We start from the raw sequence: 15,427 nt of genomic DNA on the forward strand, positions 1-15,427 counted from the left end.
AATTGACCACTAATTGATATATTTAATAAGAATTGATACTAACCATACCAATCTCCAATGCGGTTCTTTTTTCTTTTGGCCTTAGCCGCAAATATTATAAGTGCGCAGGAAAGTATAGTGGTTTCAGGATATATTTTGGATAAACAAGCGAAGGAACCTCTTGAAAATGTTATGGTTTATATAGAAGGAAACCAAGTTGAGGTACAAACCCAAACGGATGGTTTTTTCCAAATCCCCATACCGAAAGAAGGGGAGTACATTCTAAATATTTCTCTAACCGACTACCTTACCAAACGCATACCCATAAGCCTGGAAAACCGGCCGTTGGATTTGGGTACTGTGTATTTGGAAAAAGATATAGCCCGTGAAAAAACGGATAACCTAATTACGCTTACCGATTCTGATTTGTCGGATGATGACGGCGCTTCTATTACTTCGGGCTTGTTACAAGCCACCAGGGATGTGTTTTTAAATAGGGCCGCTTTTGATTTTGGACAGGCATTTTTTCGTGTTCGGGGATATGATTCCCAAAATGGGAGAGTTTTGATCAACGGTATTCCCATGAACAAGTTCTTTGATGGTCGTCCGCAATGGAACAATTGGGGCGGGCTAAACGATGTAATCAGAAATCAACAGTTTACCAACGGTTTGGAGGCTTCGGACTATACCTTTGGCGGAATCCTTGGCAATACGAACATAGATGCCAGACCGTCTGGTTTGCGACCGGGTACCCGTTTATCCTCATCAATTTCAAATAGAACATATGCCGGTAGGGTAATGGCCACGTATAGCTCCGGGGTCAAACAAAATGGACTGTCGTACACGGTTTCAGGGTCGCGCCGATGGGCAGAACAAGGCTATATAGAGGGTACTTTGTACGATGCTTTTTCATTTTTTGGCGCAGTGGAATATCAATTTGATAAAAAAAACAGCGCGAGTTTCACGAGCATCATGGCCAGTAATCGCCGCGGACGTTCCTCTGCGATTACTGAAGAGGTTTTTAATTTGGCAGGTAAGCAGTACAATCCCTATTGGGGAGAACAAAACGGTGAGATTAGAAATTCAAGGGAACGCAAAATCGTGGAGCCCATTTTTATGTTGAATCATTTTTATACATCGGATAAGTTGAATTTGAATACGGGGATTTCGTACCAATTTGGGAAAAACGCCCGAAGTAGGTTGGGCTATTACAATGCTCCCAATCCCGACCCTACATATTACAGATATTTGCCCAGTTTCTACATAAATAGTCCCATAGGGGCTAATTTTATCAGTGCCAATTTGGCGAGAGAAGGGTTTTTGGAAAATCCACAAATACAGTGGAATGATATCTACACGGCCAATACAGATGAAAAAGCTGCATATGTATTATATGACGATATCGCCGAAGATACCCAGCTCACCTTAAATACCATAGGTAATTTGGAGATTTCCGATCGTGCTCAAGTCGATATTGGGATTACCTATAAAAATTTAGATTCCGACAATTATGCAAAAATAGCTGATTTGCTCGGGGCTGGGTTCCATCAAGATATCGACCCTTTCTCCAATACTTTAAACGACGTTAATGGTACACTTGAAAAACGTGAAGGCGATATTTTTAATTACCGGTATGCAATCAATGTATCTTCGTTGGATGGTTTTGCCCAATTGCGCCTTAATTATGATAGCTGGAACGGTTATGTAGCCGCGAACTATAGTAATACCAATTACCAACGTAAAGGAGTATTCTTGAACGAGAGGTTTTTGGAAAATTCAATAGGTTTGGGGAAAAGAGTATCTTTTACAGACTTTGGTTTTAAAGGGGGTTTTACCTATAAAATTACGGGCAGACATTGGGTTACACTGAATGCGGCCCATCTCAAACGGGCTCCAGTATTGCAAAATATATTTATAAACCCTAGGGAAAATAATGAAGTAGTGCCCAACGTGCAAAGCGAGACCGTCACTACTGCCGATCTGAACTATTTTATAAGGCTCCCAAAATTAACGGGTCGTATTACAGGTTTTTATACGCGTTTTCAAAATACGACAGACGTCAACTTCTTTTTTGTGGATGCAGGCGTGGGTTCTGATTTTGTACAAGAAGTACTTACCGATTTGGACAAGCTACATTTGGGTGGCGAGATAGGGCTGGAGTATCAATTGTCGTCTTCGGTAAAGATATCCGCTGTTGCGGCAATAGGCAAATATGTGTATGCAAGTAATCCATCGGTTTCCATAAATTTTGATACTGCCGGTGCCGAGGAAGATTTGATAAACCCTGATGGGGCCATTGATTTAGGAATGGCTGCCATAAAAGATTACAAATTGGCGCAAGGTCCGCAACAGGCCTATGCTTTTGGGATTGAATATAGAGACCCCAAGTATTGGTGGATTGGTGCGACCACCAATTATCTGGCGAACAATTACGCCAATATTTCTACGATTACCAGAACACAAAGTTTTCTGTTGGACCCGGAAACCGGAGAGGCTTTCCCTGGTGCCACACCAGAAAATGTTGCCAAGCTCCTAGACCAAAAACCACTCGATAACTTTTATCTTTTGAATTTGGTAGGGGGTAAATCATGGTTAAAAAACGGGAAATATATAAGCCTATTCGCCAGTATCAATAATGCCTTTGATGCTGTTTTTAGAACAGGGGGCTATGAACAAAGCAGAAACGGTAATTTTGGACAGTTACAACAAGATAATTTGAGCGGAACGCCATCTTTTGCTCCAAAATATTGGTACGGTTACGGTCGCACCTATTTTTTGAACTTGGCATTTAGTTTCTAAGATTTACCATTCCTCCAAAAGGGGAAATATAAGTTAGGATGATTAATAAGATATCGTATAGTAAAATTATTTTTGGCCTTTTGGCCATTATAACTATATACGCCTGCGTAAAGGACCGTAATTTCGATGCTCCAAAACAGTCCTGCGTTTCGGAAATTGTAGCCAATGCGACCTTTGCCGAAGTTAAAAACCTGTATACAGATGAGACTGTTCAAATTCAAGAAGATTTGATTATTGAAGGATATGTGGTCTCATCGGACAAGGCGGGGAACTTTTTTAGTGTTCTACATTTTCAGGATAGCCCTGTAAACCCCGGCGAAGGGTTTCAGATAGAGATTGATGTTAGGGATACCCATTTGTTCTACCCTATCGGGAGTAAGATTTTTATAAAGTTAAAAGGCCTGTATTTAGGAAAAAGTAAAGATGTTTTTAAGATAGGTGGGGTTTTCAGTGCCTTTGGCAATATCTCGGTAGGCAGATTGCCTGCCGCAGTGGTAGATAATCACCTTTTTGTAGCGTGTAACGATATATCAGAAATAGTTCCCACAATAGTAGATATAGGTATTTTGGATGAAACGCTAACAAACACTTTGGTACAATGTAATGATTTGGAAATCTTGGAAACCGAACTCGACCGGCCTTTTGCTATTGAACGGGAAGAAACCGAACGAACGTTGATCGATTGTAATGATAATGAACTTATACTGGTTAATAGTGGTTTTTCAGATTTTAGATCGGAAACCTTACCGCAAGGCAACGGTAGTATTATTGGAGTTCTTTTGCGTGACAACGATGAATATCGGCTTGCCATACGTGATTTGGATGATATTGATCTTACTGGGGAACGTTGCGCCGATCTTATAGATGAATTTACATCTACCCGAGTCTTTATTTCAGAATTGGCTGACCCGAACAATAATGCCGGGGCACGATTTGTAGAACTATATAATGCTGCTACCGCCGATTTATCATTAAAAGGTTGGACCCTGCGTAGGTATACCAATGCAAATACGGAAGTCAGTTCTACGATAGATTTATCGGGGCTGATCATTACCGCTGAGAGTACTTTGGTAATTTCACCCAATGCGACCGAGTTTGAGCTGGTCTATGGTTTTGCACCAAATTTAGGAGTAGGCACCAATAGCCCGGCAGATTCCAATGGGGATGATAATCTAGAGCTTGTAGACCCCTTCGGGACCGTTATAGATGTTTTTGGGGTCGTAGGGGAAGATGGCTCGGGGACCGATCATGAATTTGAAGATGGTAGGGCTGTACGTAATGTTGACATTGTTGAGGCAAACGCCTTATATACTTTTGGCGAATGGACTATTTTTAACGATACAGGGGGTTCGGGTACGATCAACGATCCGCAAAATGCACCAGATGATTTTACCCCCGGTACAAGAAATTAATATATAGGTTTAAATTCATGTTTTCGAAATGGTCTTACTTAGAATTGGTGTTCAATATTTGTCACCTTTTTTCTGAGTAAACCGTTCCAGTATCCAACAAGAAAATATAGGGCCAGACTGAATAAGACATATATGATGAAACCCGACGTTGTACTATATTTTTTATTGTTTCCCAATTAATTAAAGGGCTTATCGTTAAAAAAGTAAGCATGGGTAAAAATCGCCCCGCCGGGTATTATCAAAAAAACGGGCATAATTCTTTTGATATTGATTTTCACGATACGAAGCCCTTAAGAATTTCGGGCGTTATAGGTTTTATGAGATAATTGCCTTCAAGGCCAAATTTTTTGGCTTTTTCAATGTTTTTTTTATCAACGGAAGAAGATAAGATATAAATGTTTTTTAAGAGGATGGTGTTTTGTTGAAGCCTGGAAAATTCTTCAATAAATTCCCAACCATCGAGCATGGGCATATGTAGATCCACAAAAATGGCGTCGGGTAGTGCCCTGTTATCAAGAATATGTTTTTTCAATTCTTGTAATGCTTCTTCACCATCTTTAAAAACCAAAAGATTTTCACAAAAATCAACTTGTGACATATATCTTTTTAGTCCAAAAACGGAAATTTCGTCATCATCAATAATACAAACGGTCTTGAATTTTCCCATAATAGAGGTTCAGTACTATAAAACTAAACCCAAGTATAAGAAATTATAGAGTTTATGCCACCGAATCCAATATATTTTCCAAATCTTTTGGTGAAATAGGTTTTAAAATATAGTTGTTGACTACCTCATAGTCTTTGATGCGCTCCAAATCCCTTGGGTCAACAGAGGAACTAATAATGTACACCGTAACTTTTTCCCTGTTATGATTTGGTATTTTGGTGAAATCATCCAAAAATTCCCATCCGTTCATGATGGGCATATTTAAATCCAAAAATATGACCGAGGGTAGTTCTTTCCCTTGTGAGGTCAATTCATTCAGACCATCAATGGCATCTTGACCGTTATTGTAAACTAATATATCATTACAAAAGTCGACCTCTTTCATGATTCTTTTTGTCCCGTAAATAAAAATGGGATCATCATCAATAATACAACTGGTATCTAATTTTCTCATTTTCTAAATCTGTTGATATAACAATTATTTTGTGAGGGTTATATTTTGCTAAACGTTAATAAAAAAGTGGTGCCTTGATCAACCCTACTTTTAACTTCAATACTGCCGTTCATGGCCTCTACTTGGTTTTTTGTGATAAAAAGCCCTATGCCCTTTGCATCTTTATTTCTGTGAAAAGTTTTGTACATGCCAAAAAGTTTCTTCCCGTGTCTTTCCAGATCAATGCCAATACCATTATCCTCAAAGGCAATTGTCACAACATCATCTTTTACAACAGCATCTATTTTTATAAAAAGCTGTCGTTCGGGAGCTGCATATTTTACACTATTTGAAAACAAATTAAGGAAAATACTATCAAAATACGCCGGAATTCCCTTTATTTTTAAATCGTGGGGAACGTTTATTGAATAAACTACATCTTTTTCTTTTAGAAGTACACTCAAATTTTTCTCTACATTTTTTAAGGTTCTGTGGATATTTACATTTTTAATTTTTTCCGATGCACCTACTTTTACCTGTACTACTTCGTTTAAGTGCATAACCGTTTCGGCAAGGCTTTCCGAAGCGTTATTAAGCATGTTCATAAGGTTTTTACGCTCATCGGCATCATTTTCAGATGCCAAAAAACCAGATAACATAGATAAGTTGCTGGAGTGCGACCTCAAGTTATGGGATACGATGTGCGCAAAGTTCAAAAGGCTTTCATTTTGTTCTTTAGTAACATCCAATAATTTTTTGGTACGGTTTTCTGCATGTATCCTGGAACTTATATCCAAAATCTGCGATATAAAATGAGATAGTTTTCCTTCAATATCTTTTACGGCTGTGACCGTGAGTATAGCATGCATTAAATCCCCTTTTTTATGATAATACCGTTTTTCGATTTGATAGGTAGATATTTTCCCATCAACGACTTGTTGAAGTAATTTTAGATCGGTGTTCAGATCTTCGGGAAACGTCAATTCCTGAAAAGTCATTTGAAGTAGTTCTTTTTCGGTATATCCCAAGCTGTCACATAACCCTTTGTTTACCGAAATCCATTTACCATCCAAACTTACCAGGGCCATACCCACAGCTGAGTTTTCAAAAGTACCCTTAAAAGATTCTTGAACTCTTTCTAACTGTAATTTCGTGGTCTTTAGTTCGGTAATGTCCCAATTTGCCCCAATAATATTTCTGACCTTGCCATCTTTTCCTTTTTGCGCCTCACCAAAGGCAATTATATGTATGATATCGCCATTTGGCCTAATACCTCTGAATTGTGTATTGAAAGGTTTATCATACGCAATGGTCATTTCAAGTTCATCATGAATTCTCTCTTTGTCTTCAGGATGTATCCGATGCATCCATTCGTTCAATAGATTGGAAGAGTTTTTGGGAATATCGTACATGTCATACATGTAATCATTGCAGACCACCAGTTTTTCATTTATTTTGTAATCCCATATACCTATGTTTGCAGCCCTGGTCGCTACATGCAGTCGTTCGGATATTTCTTTATTTTTTAATTCTGCGCGTACGCTTTCGGTAATGTCCCAATTGGTGCCTATCATTTTTATGGCTCGGCCTTCATTATCTCTCTGGGTTACGGCATTTGCTTTGATGTATCTTATTTCCCCATTGGGCCAGACTACCCTAAATTCGGTATCGAATTCTTTTTCTCCCGAAATGGCCAAGGCGATTTCTTTGTCTCCCTGTTCTTTGTCATCGGGGTGTAGTCCAGCTTGCCAAGCTTCATATACACCATTAAAGTCTTCTTTTTTAATCCCGTAAAGGCGATACATGTTATCGTCCCAAACCAATTCATTTTTAACAATGTCATAGTCCCATATACCCACATTGGCACCTTTTGTGGCAATGGCCAATCTTTCTGTGGCGGCTTTAAATTCCAATTCGGCCCGCTTTCTTTCGTCAATATCTTGAAAGGTTCCTAAAAGGCGTACACATTTTCCATCGATTGTTTCAACTTCTCCTTTGGCACGAACCCAAATTTCGTTGCCTTTTGCCGTAACGATGATCAACTCGGTATCCCATGGTTTGCCATAACTAATGGCTTCCCCGACAAGCTTGCCGATGAGTTGTCGATACTCTCCTTCCTTATAAAAATTTATACCCTCTTCTAGACTGGGCATATAATCTTCGGGTACTTCGTGAATTTCTTTGGTTACCTTGGTCCAATAAACAACATTGGTTTTTAAATCCAATTCCCAACCCCCTATTCGGCCAACACTCTCCGCTATTTTTAATAGTTCTTCCCTTTTTTTATGTTTCGTGATATCTTCATGAATCACTATTAACCCACCAACAGATTCATCTTCGTTTTTCCAGGCATTGATTTTCCATTTAAACCATCTTATGGTACCGTCTGGGTATATAAATTTTTTACCTTTATTCGTATTGGAAGTTCCTTTTAAGCATTCCTGGTGTATGTCTTTGATCTCTTGTGGAGTATTCTGTATAACATCATAATAGGATTTGCCTATTATTACCTTGTCTTTGATATTGAATTCTTGCAGCCAAATGTTCGAATGGCTTATGAAACGCATGTCGTTATCAAGAATGGCGACAGCGGTAGGGGAATCCTTGATAAGGAAGTTGATGGATAGAGTTTCCAAATGTTGTGTGGTTTTGGCCTTTTAAAATTACGATTATTTCTTAAACGTAAGAAATTATAACAAAATTGTAATAAAAATCTTTTATTCTGATGATTTCACTTTTGTTGTTTTGAACGAAATGGGCGAGATAGGCAAATCTTATTTTTGGATAATATATTCATATGGTTTGTCTATATGACTCAAACGTTATTTTGTATTTTTATGTATCGAAAATCGTAACAACATCTTTTAAATTAAAACATACTACCATGCTCGGCCATTACGGTCAATGTGGGTAAAAACAAAAATTATTATGGACAACAACAAAAACAATGATTCTCATGGCAATGCATGGGATATCAATGATTCAAGCAAATGCCCTTACCTGGGCGGAACCATGAAACAGACTGCTGGGGGGGGAACTACTAATTTGGATTGGTGGCCAAACCAGTTGAGGCTTAATGTACTTCGTCAAAATTCAGAACTGTCCAATCCCATGGATGAAGATTTTGATTATGCCAAAGAATTTGAATCTTTGGATTTGGCGGAAGTAAAAAAAGATATTGTTGAAGTCTTGACTACTTCTCAAGATTGGTGGCCAGCCGATTATGGACATTACGGACCTTTTATGATACGCATGGCATGGCACAGTGCGGGAACGTATCGTATAGGGGATGGCCGTGGAGGTGCCGGTTCAGGTTCACAGCGATTTGCCCCGTTGAACAGTTGGCCGGATAATGGTAACTTGGATAAGGCAAGATTGCTTCTTTGGCCCATAAAAAAGAAATATGGCAGAAAACTTTCCTGGGCAGATTTAATGATTCTTACCGGTAACTGCGCTTTAGAATCCATGGGATTTAAAACTTTTGGTTTTGCCGGGGGGCGTGAAGATATATGGCAGCCCGAAGAAGATATTTATTGGGGTTCCGAAACCGAATGGATGGGCAACGAAGAGCGTTTCTCAGACGGGGAATATGTATTGGAGGCGAATCTCGGGGCTTCACACATGGGATTGATCTATGTAAACCCAGAAGGCCCAAATGGGGAATCAAACCCCTTGGGTACGGCAAAACTAATGAGAGAGACTTTTGGCCGTATGGCCATGAACGATGAGGAAACCGTGGCGTTGACCATTGGAGGACACACTTTTGGTAAGGCGCATGGTGCTGCCAATCCCGATGAATATGTGGGTGCAGAACCCGCAGGGGCAAGTATTGTGGAACAAAGCATGGGTTGGAAAAACTCCTTTGGAACTGGCGTTTTGGATGATACCATTACCAGTGGTATCGAGGGGGCCTGGACACCCAACCCTACACAATGGGACCATGACTATCTAAAAATGCTATTGGGTTACGAATGGGAGCTGACCAAAAGTCCGGCAGGGGCCAACCAATGGAGACCAACTGCCGAATCGGCTGCAAAACAGGCTCCAAGGGCAGGTGATGCCTCCCAAACGCAGGAGTTGATGATGACCGATGCTGATATGGCCTTAAAATTAGACCCTGACTACTTGAAAATTTCACAGCGCTTTTATGAAAATCCTGAAGAATTGGAAGATGCCTTTGCCCGTGCTTGGTTTAAACTAACGCATAGGGATATGGGCCCTATTTCTCGTTATTTGGGACCAGAGGTGCCCGAAGAAGAATTGATTTGGCAAGACCCAATACCAAAAGTTGACCATGAGTTGATAAATGAAGCTGATGTTGCTGAGTTGAAAAAACGACTCTTGGCCTCTGGATTATCGATATCGCAATTGGTCACGACCGCTTGGGCTTCGGCCTCTACATATCGCGATTCAGATAAAAGGGGAGGTGCCAATGGTGCACGCATCCGTCTTGAACCACAAAAAAATTGGGAAGTGAACAACCCCGCTGAGCTTTCCAAAGTGTTGGAAGTACTTGAGGGAATCCAAAAGGAATTTAATGATGCGCAATCCGGGAACAAAAGGGTTTCATTGGCAGATTTAATAGTTCTTGGCGGAAGTGCCGGAATAGAAGAAGCTGCAAAAAATGCAGGCCATAGCATTGAAGTACCTTTTACACCTGGGCGAATGGATGCCTCCCAAGAACAAACCGATGCATATTCATTTGAAGCCCTTGAACCTGCTGCTGATGGATTCAGGAACTATAAGAACCCAGATTTTAAAGCTTCAGCAGAGGCATTAATGGTAGACAGGGCTCAATTAATGACACTAACCGCTCCTGAAATGACCGTTTTGGTTGGTGGTATGCGCGTTCTTGATACAAATTACAATAAGTCCAGACATGGGGTCTTTACCGACCGTCGTGGGGAATTGACCAATGATTTCTTCGTAAACCTACTTGATTTGAGCGTCCAATGGGAAGATACATCCGATGATGAGACACTTTTTGCAGGACGAGACCGCAAAACAGGTGCGATAAAATGGACCGGAACACGCGCAGATCTAATTTTTGGATCCAATACAGAGCTGCGATCTTATGCCGAAGTATACGCTTGTAGCGATTCTGAAAAGAAGTTTGTAAAGGATTTTGTGGCTGCTTGGACAAAAGTGATGAACTTGGACCGCTTTGATTTGGCATAGATAATGTAAAAGAAGTTTAATTTTAAACCGTTACATCACCAGTGATGTAGCGGTTTTTGTACTTTTGGATGTATGGATAGTAAAACAGATATATTCTTTAACGAAATAAGAACGGGAAATAAAAAAGCCGTACAACAAATGCTCTTGGAAATTCCAGATCTGATCAAAGCCCAGGATCAAAGGGGGAGCACACCTTTGGTACTATGTACATATTACAACCATATTGATATGGTAGATGTTCTATTGGATAACGGTGCCGATATAAATGCAAAGGATGCTTCGGGGAATACGGCACTCATGGGGGTATGTTTTAAGGGCTTTACTAAAATTGCGGAAAAACTCATATCCAGCGGAGCCGATGTCAATACACGAAATAACATGGGGGCCACTTGTTTGATATATGCGGTTACCTTCAATAATTTGGATATTGCCAAACTGTTATTGGACAATGGGGCTGACATTTCGATTAAGGATAGTAAGGGTAATTCGGCCTTGGACCATGCCAAAATACAAGGTTCGCCTACCATGATTGATTTACTAGAGGGTTGAATTGAAATGACCAATAACCTATCCTGACCCCATGATCGAGATTTTTGCATACCAATTTTTGCCTTAACCTTAAGGTTATAGTTTAAGATTTTAGTGTCTCACAGGCAATTACTTGTTATTTTGCCACTTTGACCCCTTGGGCATTTAAAAAAGATAGCATAATAAGTAGTCTGAGTGATTCTGAGGAACAAAAAAGCGTACTTCAACTGAACCAAATTAAAATATAATTTTTATTCATCTTCAATCGTAAAATTCACCCTACATTCACAAAATCTCATCAAGAGGGGAACAAGCTTTAAATCAAGATTATATCGATATATTGAACCATGGCAACCGAACTTCAAATAGCAATAATACAGACCAGTTTATTTTGGGAGAATCCCGAACAGAATAGAAAATCTATTTCTGATAAAATCGATACTATTTCGATGGAAACGGACATGATTGTCCTACCTGAGATGTTTACTACAGGTTTTACGATGTCACCTCAAAACATTGATAAAAACGAAGGTAAAACCACATTAAAATGGATGCAAGAAAAAGCAAGGCAACAAAATTCGGCAATCGTTGGGAGTATACCATTTTATACAAACGGTGCATACACAAACCGGCTCTTTTTCGTTGAACCTAACTCACAATATCATTGTTACGATAAAAGGCATACGTTTACTTTGGCCGGGGAAGATAAAGTGTATAGAGCCGGTTCGGAAAGGCTTATCGTAAATTATAAAGGATTTAGAATATGCCCGTTGATCTGTTACGACCTTCGTTTTCCGGTATGGGCGAGAAATACGGTAGATTATGACATTTTAATCTATGTGGCCAATTGGCCAAAGCCTAGGGTAACCGCTTGGGACACGCTTTTGAAAGCGAGGGCCATAGAGAACATGGCTTATTGCATAGGCGTAAATAGAGTTGGTTTTGATGAAACGGGCCATGAATATTCTGGCCATTCCGCAGTTTACGATACTTTGGGGAATGACTTATGTTTTTCCAAAAAAGAGAGTGTCTTAACCGCTAAACTATCCAAAGAACATATCTCGACGACTAGAAATAAGCTAAAGTTTTTAGCTGATCGCGATAGTTTTACTCTGGCACCGTAAAGGTTTCATCCAATTCCCAATTGGCCCTTACTTCTAGTATTTTGGGGAGATACCTCACTTTTTCTGGTTGTATGCGTTTTAAATAATTACCGGTATCCCAAGCCCCGTTGCCATTTTTATCAAAAATAAGCCGTACCATATAGTTGCCGGGCGTAATGTTGGCAAACTCAAACGGTTTGGGTTCAGTGGCTACGATTTCCCTTTTGGTTTCCCCTTTTTCGGTCGTTAATTGAACTATAAGGGGGTATTGAACGTTTCCGGCCAAGTTTATGCGTAGATTGCCATAGTCGGCATAACTACCGGTCGAAAGGCGGTAATTTAAGGTGTCGTTTTGTGTTTCAAAAAAATCGGTCAAAGCTCCCGGTAGTAAGGTAAGTGCATAGCTTTCATTGGGGTCCAACGTAAATTCAATATCCACTTTATTGTTGATACTATCCAATATGGCGTCAAAGGTTACATTAATTGAGTCTTTATTCATCATCTTCATCATAGCCGTATCTATTGCCATTATCGGAATATTGGCTTCAATATAAAAAGGCTCGCCAAAATTTAGTTTACCGCTTGCACTTGACGAAATTCGTAATGAATCCAAGGCCAGCTTTCTGTTTTTCACGGTAAAAGTATCTATGAGCTGTAGTCTTTCATTGGTGACCGTAAAAACAAGGGAATCATTTTCAAAGGGTGTAAACCAATAGTTTAAAGTATCTTTTTCCTTTTCTTTTTTGATTATGGTATTAACGGTATCCGGTAGTTTCGTCAATGGTTGTATGTTAATATCTTCTCGGTTTCCTTGATATCCAAAAATAACCCTGTTTTTTGCGGCCAAACTTGGTACCGATATGTTGTAATCGGGTATTTCCTTGAACAGGCTCAATAAATAGGTAGAATCGGTAGGCAATGATACAGTATCGTTTATAAAGCCGATTTTATCTGCTTTTTGGTCAAAAACGTTGTTTTTCGCCTGGTCTTTTACAGCAAACAAGGCATAATCTCCCGCTTTTAGATAGTTGAGGTTAAAAATTATGGTACTGTCCAACGTATTGGTAATGTAATTGGGGGGCCTTTGGTAAATGGTAGAGTCGGTATACGTACTATCCAGTTCATAGAGCATAACACTTATAAAATCGTCTGCCTCTTTGTCAAAAGCATCTTTTACCACTCCGGAGACTTTCAAGGAATCTACATATGGGCCGGTTGAGAAAACGTAGGTCAGAAAGCTATTGGGGTTGCCCTCGTTATTGTCCACTATACTTTGCCCAAAGTTGAAGGTATAGGTCGTGTTTTCTTTCAATGTATCTTTCAATACAATTTCGATGTATTTGCTGGCACTGCCTTGCGGCGTTATTATGGGTTGGTATTTTAAAGGGGGTGAGATGATAAGCTGGTCCTGTATTTTCTCTAACTTGATATACTCGTCAAAATATAGGCGAATTTTTTTGGCCTTAAAATCTACGGATAGGTTTTCCGGTTCGGTTTTTATCAATACAGGTGGTGTTTCATCTTTTGGCCCTCCCGTGGGGCTGCCCCGTCTACCACATTGAAAAAAAGCCAACACGATGAAGAGAAGAAAAAAGTAAGCTAAAATACGTTTTAACATGGTGTTCTAAAAGTCTCGGAACAAAGAAACAACTAATTTTACAGAAACTTAAAATAAAGGTACAACGGCCATTGTAGCTATGAATATTTTAACATCTTTAGCTTGTTGCAAGGCCGTAGAGCATGCTTCCAGGGTAGCGCCCGTTGTAATAACGTCATCAACGAGTAAAATGTTTTTGTTTTGCAATATATCCACAGTATTCAAAATGTAGAGTTCCTGTGCATTTTGCCAACGGAATATTCTGTCTTTTTTGGTTTGGGTACGCGTATTTGCAGTTTTTAACAATAGGTCGTCCCTAAATTTTGCCCCTAAATGGTGTGCAATCCCTTTCCCAAAACCATCTACTTGATTATACCCTCTTTTTCTTCTTTTTTTCTTGTGCAAGGGTACCGGAATCACAAAATCTATTTTAGCTATCCCACTGTCGGTTTTTAGTATCTCTCCGTACCAATCGCCCAAAAAACCACTTATCTGCTCTTGGTTTTTATATTTTAGGTTATGAATGAGGTTTTTTACTATGCCATTTTCAATAAAAAAGAACAATGAACTCGCTTTTTTTACGTTAACCCTACCATAGAAATTACGGTCGATTGGGTTTTCATCGATAAAATTGTACTCGGTAACCGGTAAGCTATTTCGACAAACTGTACATAATAATCGTTCACCTTTACGTAAGTGGGCATTACATCCAAAACACACGATAGGTACTAGGATTGTGTTGATATCATTTAGTATATTTGACAGCTTAGAAGGGCACAAATCTTTAGGTAATAACCTACTTATTAAACTAGATGGAAGTTCAAGATAGTAAATTTAATTATAGGATAATCCTTGCTGCCCTTGTGGCGGTCATTATAGGTGTTCTTATTGCTTTCTACTATAGTTACGCCCAGTCCAAAACCCAAATCAGTTTTTTAGAGGATGAAAAATCCCTTTTAGTAAAAGATCTGACCTTGATGAAGACCGAGGTTGATAGGCTTTCCGCACTTGACGAGGTCAATGAAATTGAATTACAGGACTCAAGGCAGAAAGTGCAGCAATTGTTGGATTCTGTTGGGAAATTAAACTTTACCGTTGATAAATTAAAAGAGTACAAAAAAGAACTTAGAACGTTGGAAGCTAGGCATGATAGCCTAAAGCTAAAGAACAATTTTCTCAAGTATAATAACATGTTACTCTCCGAGAAGTATGAGGAAACCAGAAAAAAGATAGAAGATTTACGGGGCAAGACCAGTACTTTGGCCGAGGCGGAAGCGTTACAACGACAAAAAATCCAAGAACTCAACAAAGAGCTTAAAATAAAGAGCTACCTAAAACTTGATGATTCTGAGGGTAGTGGTTACAGAATGCGAGGTGGCAAGCCCATACGCACCAACAAGGCTTCCACCATCTCAAAACTCAGGGGTTGTATTACCATTTCTGCAGATCCCAATGAAAAAACCCAGGAAAAAGTTATCTACTATCAGTTTCTTGGTCCCAATATGCAGGTAGTGCCCGATAATGCCAACACAATATCGGTAAACGGGAATATATACAGTAAAAGGGTTGAGCTCATATACGCAGGTAAAGAAATAAGTGTTTGCGATATTATCAGCGTACCCGAAGGTTCTTTGGAAGAAGGCCTCTACACGCTCAATGTTTTCGAGGAACAAAAATTACTGTCCTCAACAGAATTTCAGTTGAAATAATATACGGTTTTAATAGGTAAAA

11 protein-coding genes are annotated in these 15,427 nt (G+C 39.4%); 6 read left to right on the top strand and 5 right to left on the bottom strand.

Translation table 11 applies throughout. From position 1 onward, the window contains the following. The first annotated feature begins 57 nt into the window (after window positions 1–57). On the top strand, window positions 58–2,778 hold the full coding sequence (locus HYG79_RS09485) for a carboxypeptidase-like regulatory domain-containing protein (protein ID WP_179241856.1): 2,721 nt from the start codon (window positions 58–60) through the stop codon (window positions 2,776–2,778). A 38-nt stretch (window positions 2,779–2,816) separates the two neighbouring features. Continuing rightward, the gene (locus HYG79_RS09490; protein ID WP_179241857.1) at window positions 2,817–4,190 is read left to right on the top strand and encodes a DUF5689 domain-containing protein; all 1,374 of its coding nucleotides are present in this window, start codon (window positions 2,817–2,819) and stop codon (window positions 4,188–4,190) included. Window positions 4,191–4,464: 274 nt separating this feature from the next. Here HYG79_RS09490 and HYG79_RS09495 read toward each other — a convergent pair whose 3' ends face one another. From HYG79_RS09495 to HYG79_RS09505, 3 genes are read right to left on the bottom strand one after another with little or no spacing between them, the layout of a single operon-like run. Continuing rightward, window positions 4,465–4,857, bottom strand: coding sequence for a response regulator (locus tag HYG79_RS09495; protein WP_179241858.1), 393 nt, complete (start codon window positions 4,855–4,857; stop codon window positions 4,465–4,467). Between the two features lie 52 nt (window positions 4,858–4,909). Then, entirely contained in the window at window positions 4,910–5,311 is a 402-nt protein-coding gene (locus tag HYG79_RS09500; RefSeq protein WP_179241859.1) for a response regulator, read from the bottom strand. Between the two features lie 38 nt (window positions 5,312–5,349). Next, window positions 5,350–7,926: a PAS domain-containing sensor histidine kinase gene (locus HYG79_RS09505; protein ID WP_179241860.1), complete on the bottom strand. Its 2,577-nt coding sequence runs from the start codon at window positions 7,924–7,926 to the stop codon at window positions 5,350–5,352. A 292-nt stretch (window positions 7,927–8,218) separates the two neighbouring features. Between HYG79_RS09505 and katG the strand changes: the two genes are divergently transcribed. From katG to HYG79_RS09520, 3 genes are all read left to right on the top strand, one after another. Beyond that, a complete protein-coding gene (gene katG, locus HYG79_RS09510; RefSeq protein WP_179241861.1) occupies window positions 8,219–10,468 on the top strand; it encodes a catalase/peroxidase HPI in 2,250 nt (749 codons plus the stop codon). A gap of 72 nt (window positions 10,469–10,540) precedes the next feature. Next, on the top strand, window positions 10,541–11,017 hold the full coding sequence (locus HYG79_RS09515; RefSeq protein WP_179241862.1) for an ankyrin repeat domain-containing protein: 477 nt from the start codon (window positions 10,541–10,543) through the stop codon (window positions 11,015–11,017). A 326-nt stretch (window positions 11,018–11,343) separates the two neighbouring features. Beyond that, the gene (locus HYG79_RS09520) at window positions 11,344–12,120 is read left to right on the top strand and encodes an amidohydrolase (RefSeq protein WP_179241863.1); all 777 of its coding nucleotides are present in this window, start codon (window positions 11,344–11,346) and stop codon (window positions 12,118–12,120) included. On the opposite strand, the gene HYG79_RS09525 is transcribed toward HYG79_RS09520, so the two are convergent. Both HYG79_RS09525 and HYG79_RS09530 read right to left on the bottom strand, forming a co-directional pair. Continuing rightward, window positions 12,104–13,717 (bottom strand): Ig-like domain-containing protein, encoded by a 1,614-nt coding sequence (locus tag HYG79_RS09525; protein WP_179241864.1) that lies wholly within the window; start codon window positions 13,715–13,717, stop codon window positions 12,104–12,106. The genes HYG79_RS09520 and HYG79_RS09525 overlap by 17 nt on opposite strands. A gap of 48 nt (window positions 13,718–13,765) precedes the next feature. Further along, window positions 13,766–14,260, bottom strand: a complete 495-nt coding sequence (locus tag HYG79_RS09530) for a ComF family protein (RefSeq protein ID WP_317168435.1) — start codon at window positions 14,258–14,260, stop codon at window positions 13,766–13,768. Between the two features lie 248 nt (window positions 14,261–14,508). On the opposite strand from HYG79_RS09530, the gene HYG79_RS09535 reads away from it, so the two are divergent. Further along, complete coding sequence (locus tag HYG79_RS09535) at window positions 14,509–15,405, top strand: hypothetical protein (RefSeq protein ID WP_179241866.1); 897 nt, start codon at window positions 14,509–14,511, stop codon at window positions 15,403–15,405. Window positions 15,406–15,427: the final 22 nt, after the last annotated feature.

The sequence above is a fragment of the Costertonia aggregata genome (assembly GCF_013402795.1).
In the GTDB taxonomy this organism is placed as follows: Bacteria; Bacteroidota; Bacteroidia; order Flavobacteriales; family Flavobacteriaceae; genus Costertonia; species Costertonia aggregata.

Bases quoted from the DNA above. Each gene is read 5' to 3' on its own strand.
- HYG79_RS09485 (WP_179241856.1), top strand. From the start codon at position 58: ATGCGGTTCTTTTTTCTTTTGGCCTTAGCCGCAAATATTATAAGTGCG.
- HYG79_RS09490 (WP_179241857.1), top strand. From the start codon at position 2,817: ATGATTAATAAGATATCGTATAGTAAAATTATTTTTGGCCTTTTGGCC.
- HYG79_RS09495 (WP_179241858.1), bottom strand. From the start codon at position 4,857: ATGGGAAAATTCAAGACCGTTTGTATTATTGATGATGACGAAATTTCC.
- HYG79_RS09500 (WP_179241859.1), bottom strand. From the start codon at position 5,311: ATGAGAAAATTAGATACCAGTTGTATTATTGATGATGATCCCATTTTT.
- katG (WP_179241861.1), top strand. From the start codon at position 8,219: ATGGACAACAACAAAAACAATGATTCTCATGGCAATGCATGGGATATC.
- HYG79_RS09515 (WP_179241862.1), top strand. From the start codon at position 10,541: ATGGATAGTAAAACAGATATATTCTTTAACGAAATAAGAACGGGAAAT.
- HYG79_RS09520 (WP_179241863.1), top strand. From the start codon at position 11,344: ATGGCAACCGAACTTCAAATAGCAATAATACAGACCAGTTTATTTTGG.
- HYG79_RS09525 (WP_179241864.1), bottom strand. From the start codon at position 13,717: ATGTTAAAACGTATTTTAGCTTACTTTTTTCTTCTCTTCATCGTGTTG.
- HYG79_RS09535 (WP_179241866.1), top strand. From the start codon at position 14,509: ATGGAAGTTCAAGATAGTAAATTTAATTATAGGATAATCCTTGCTGCC.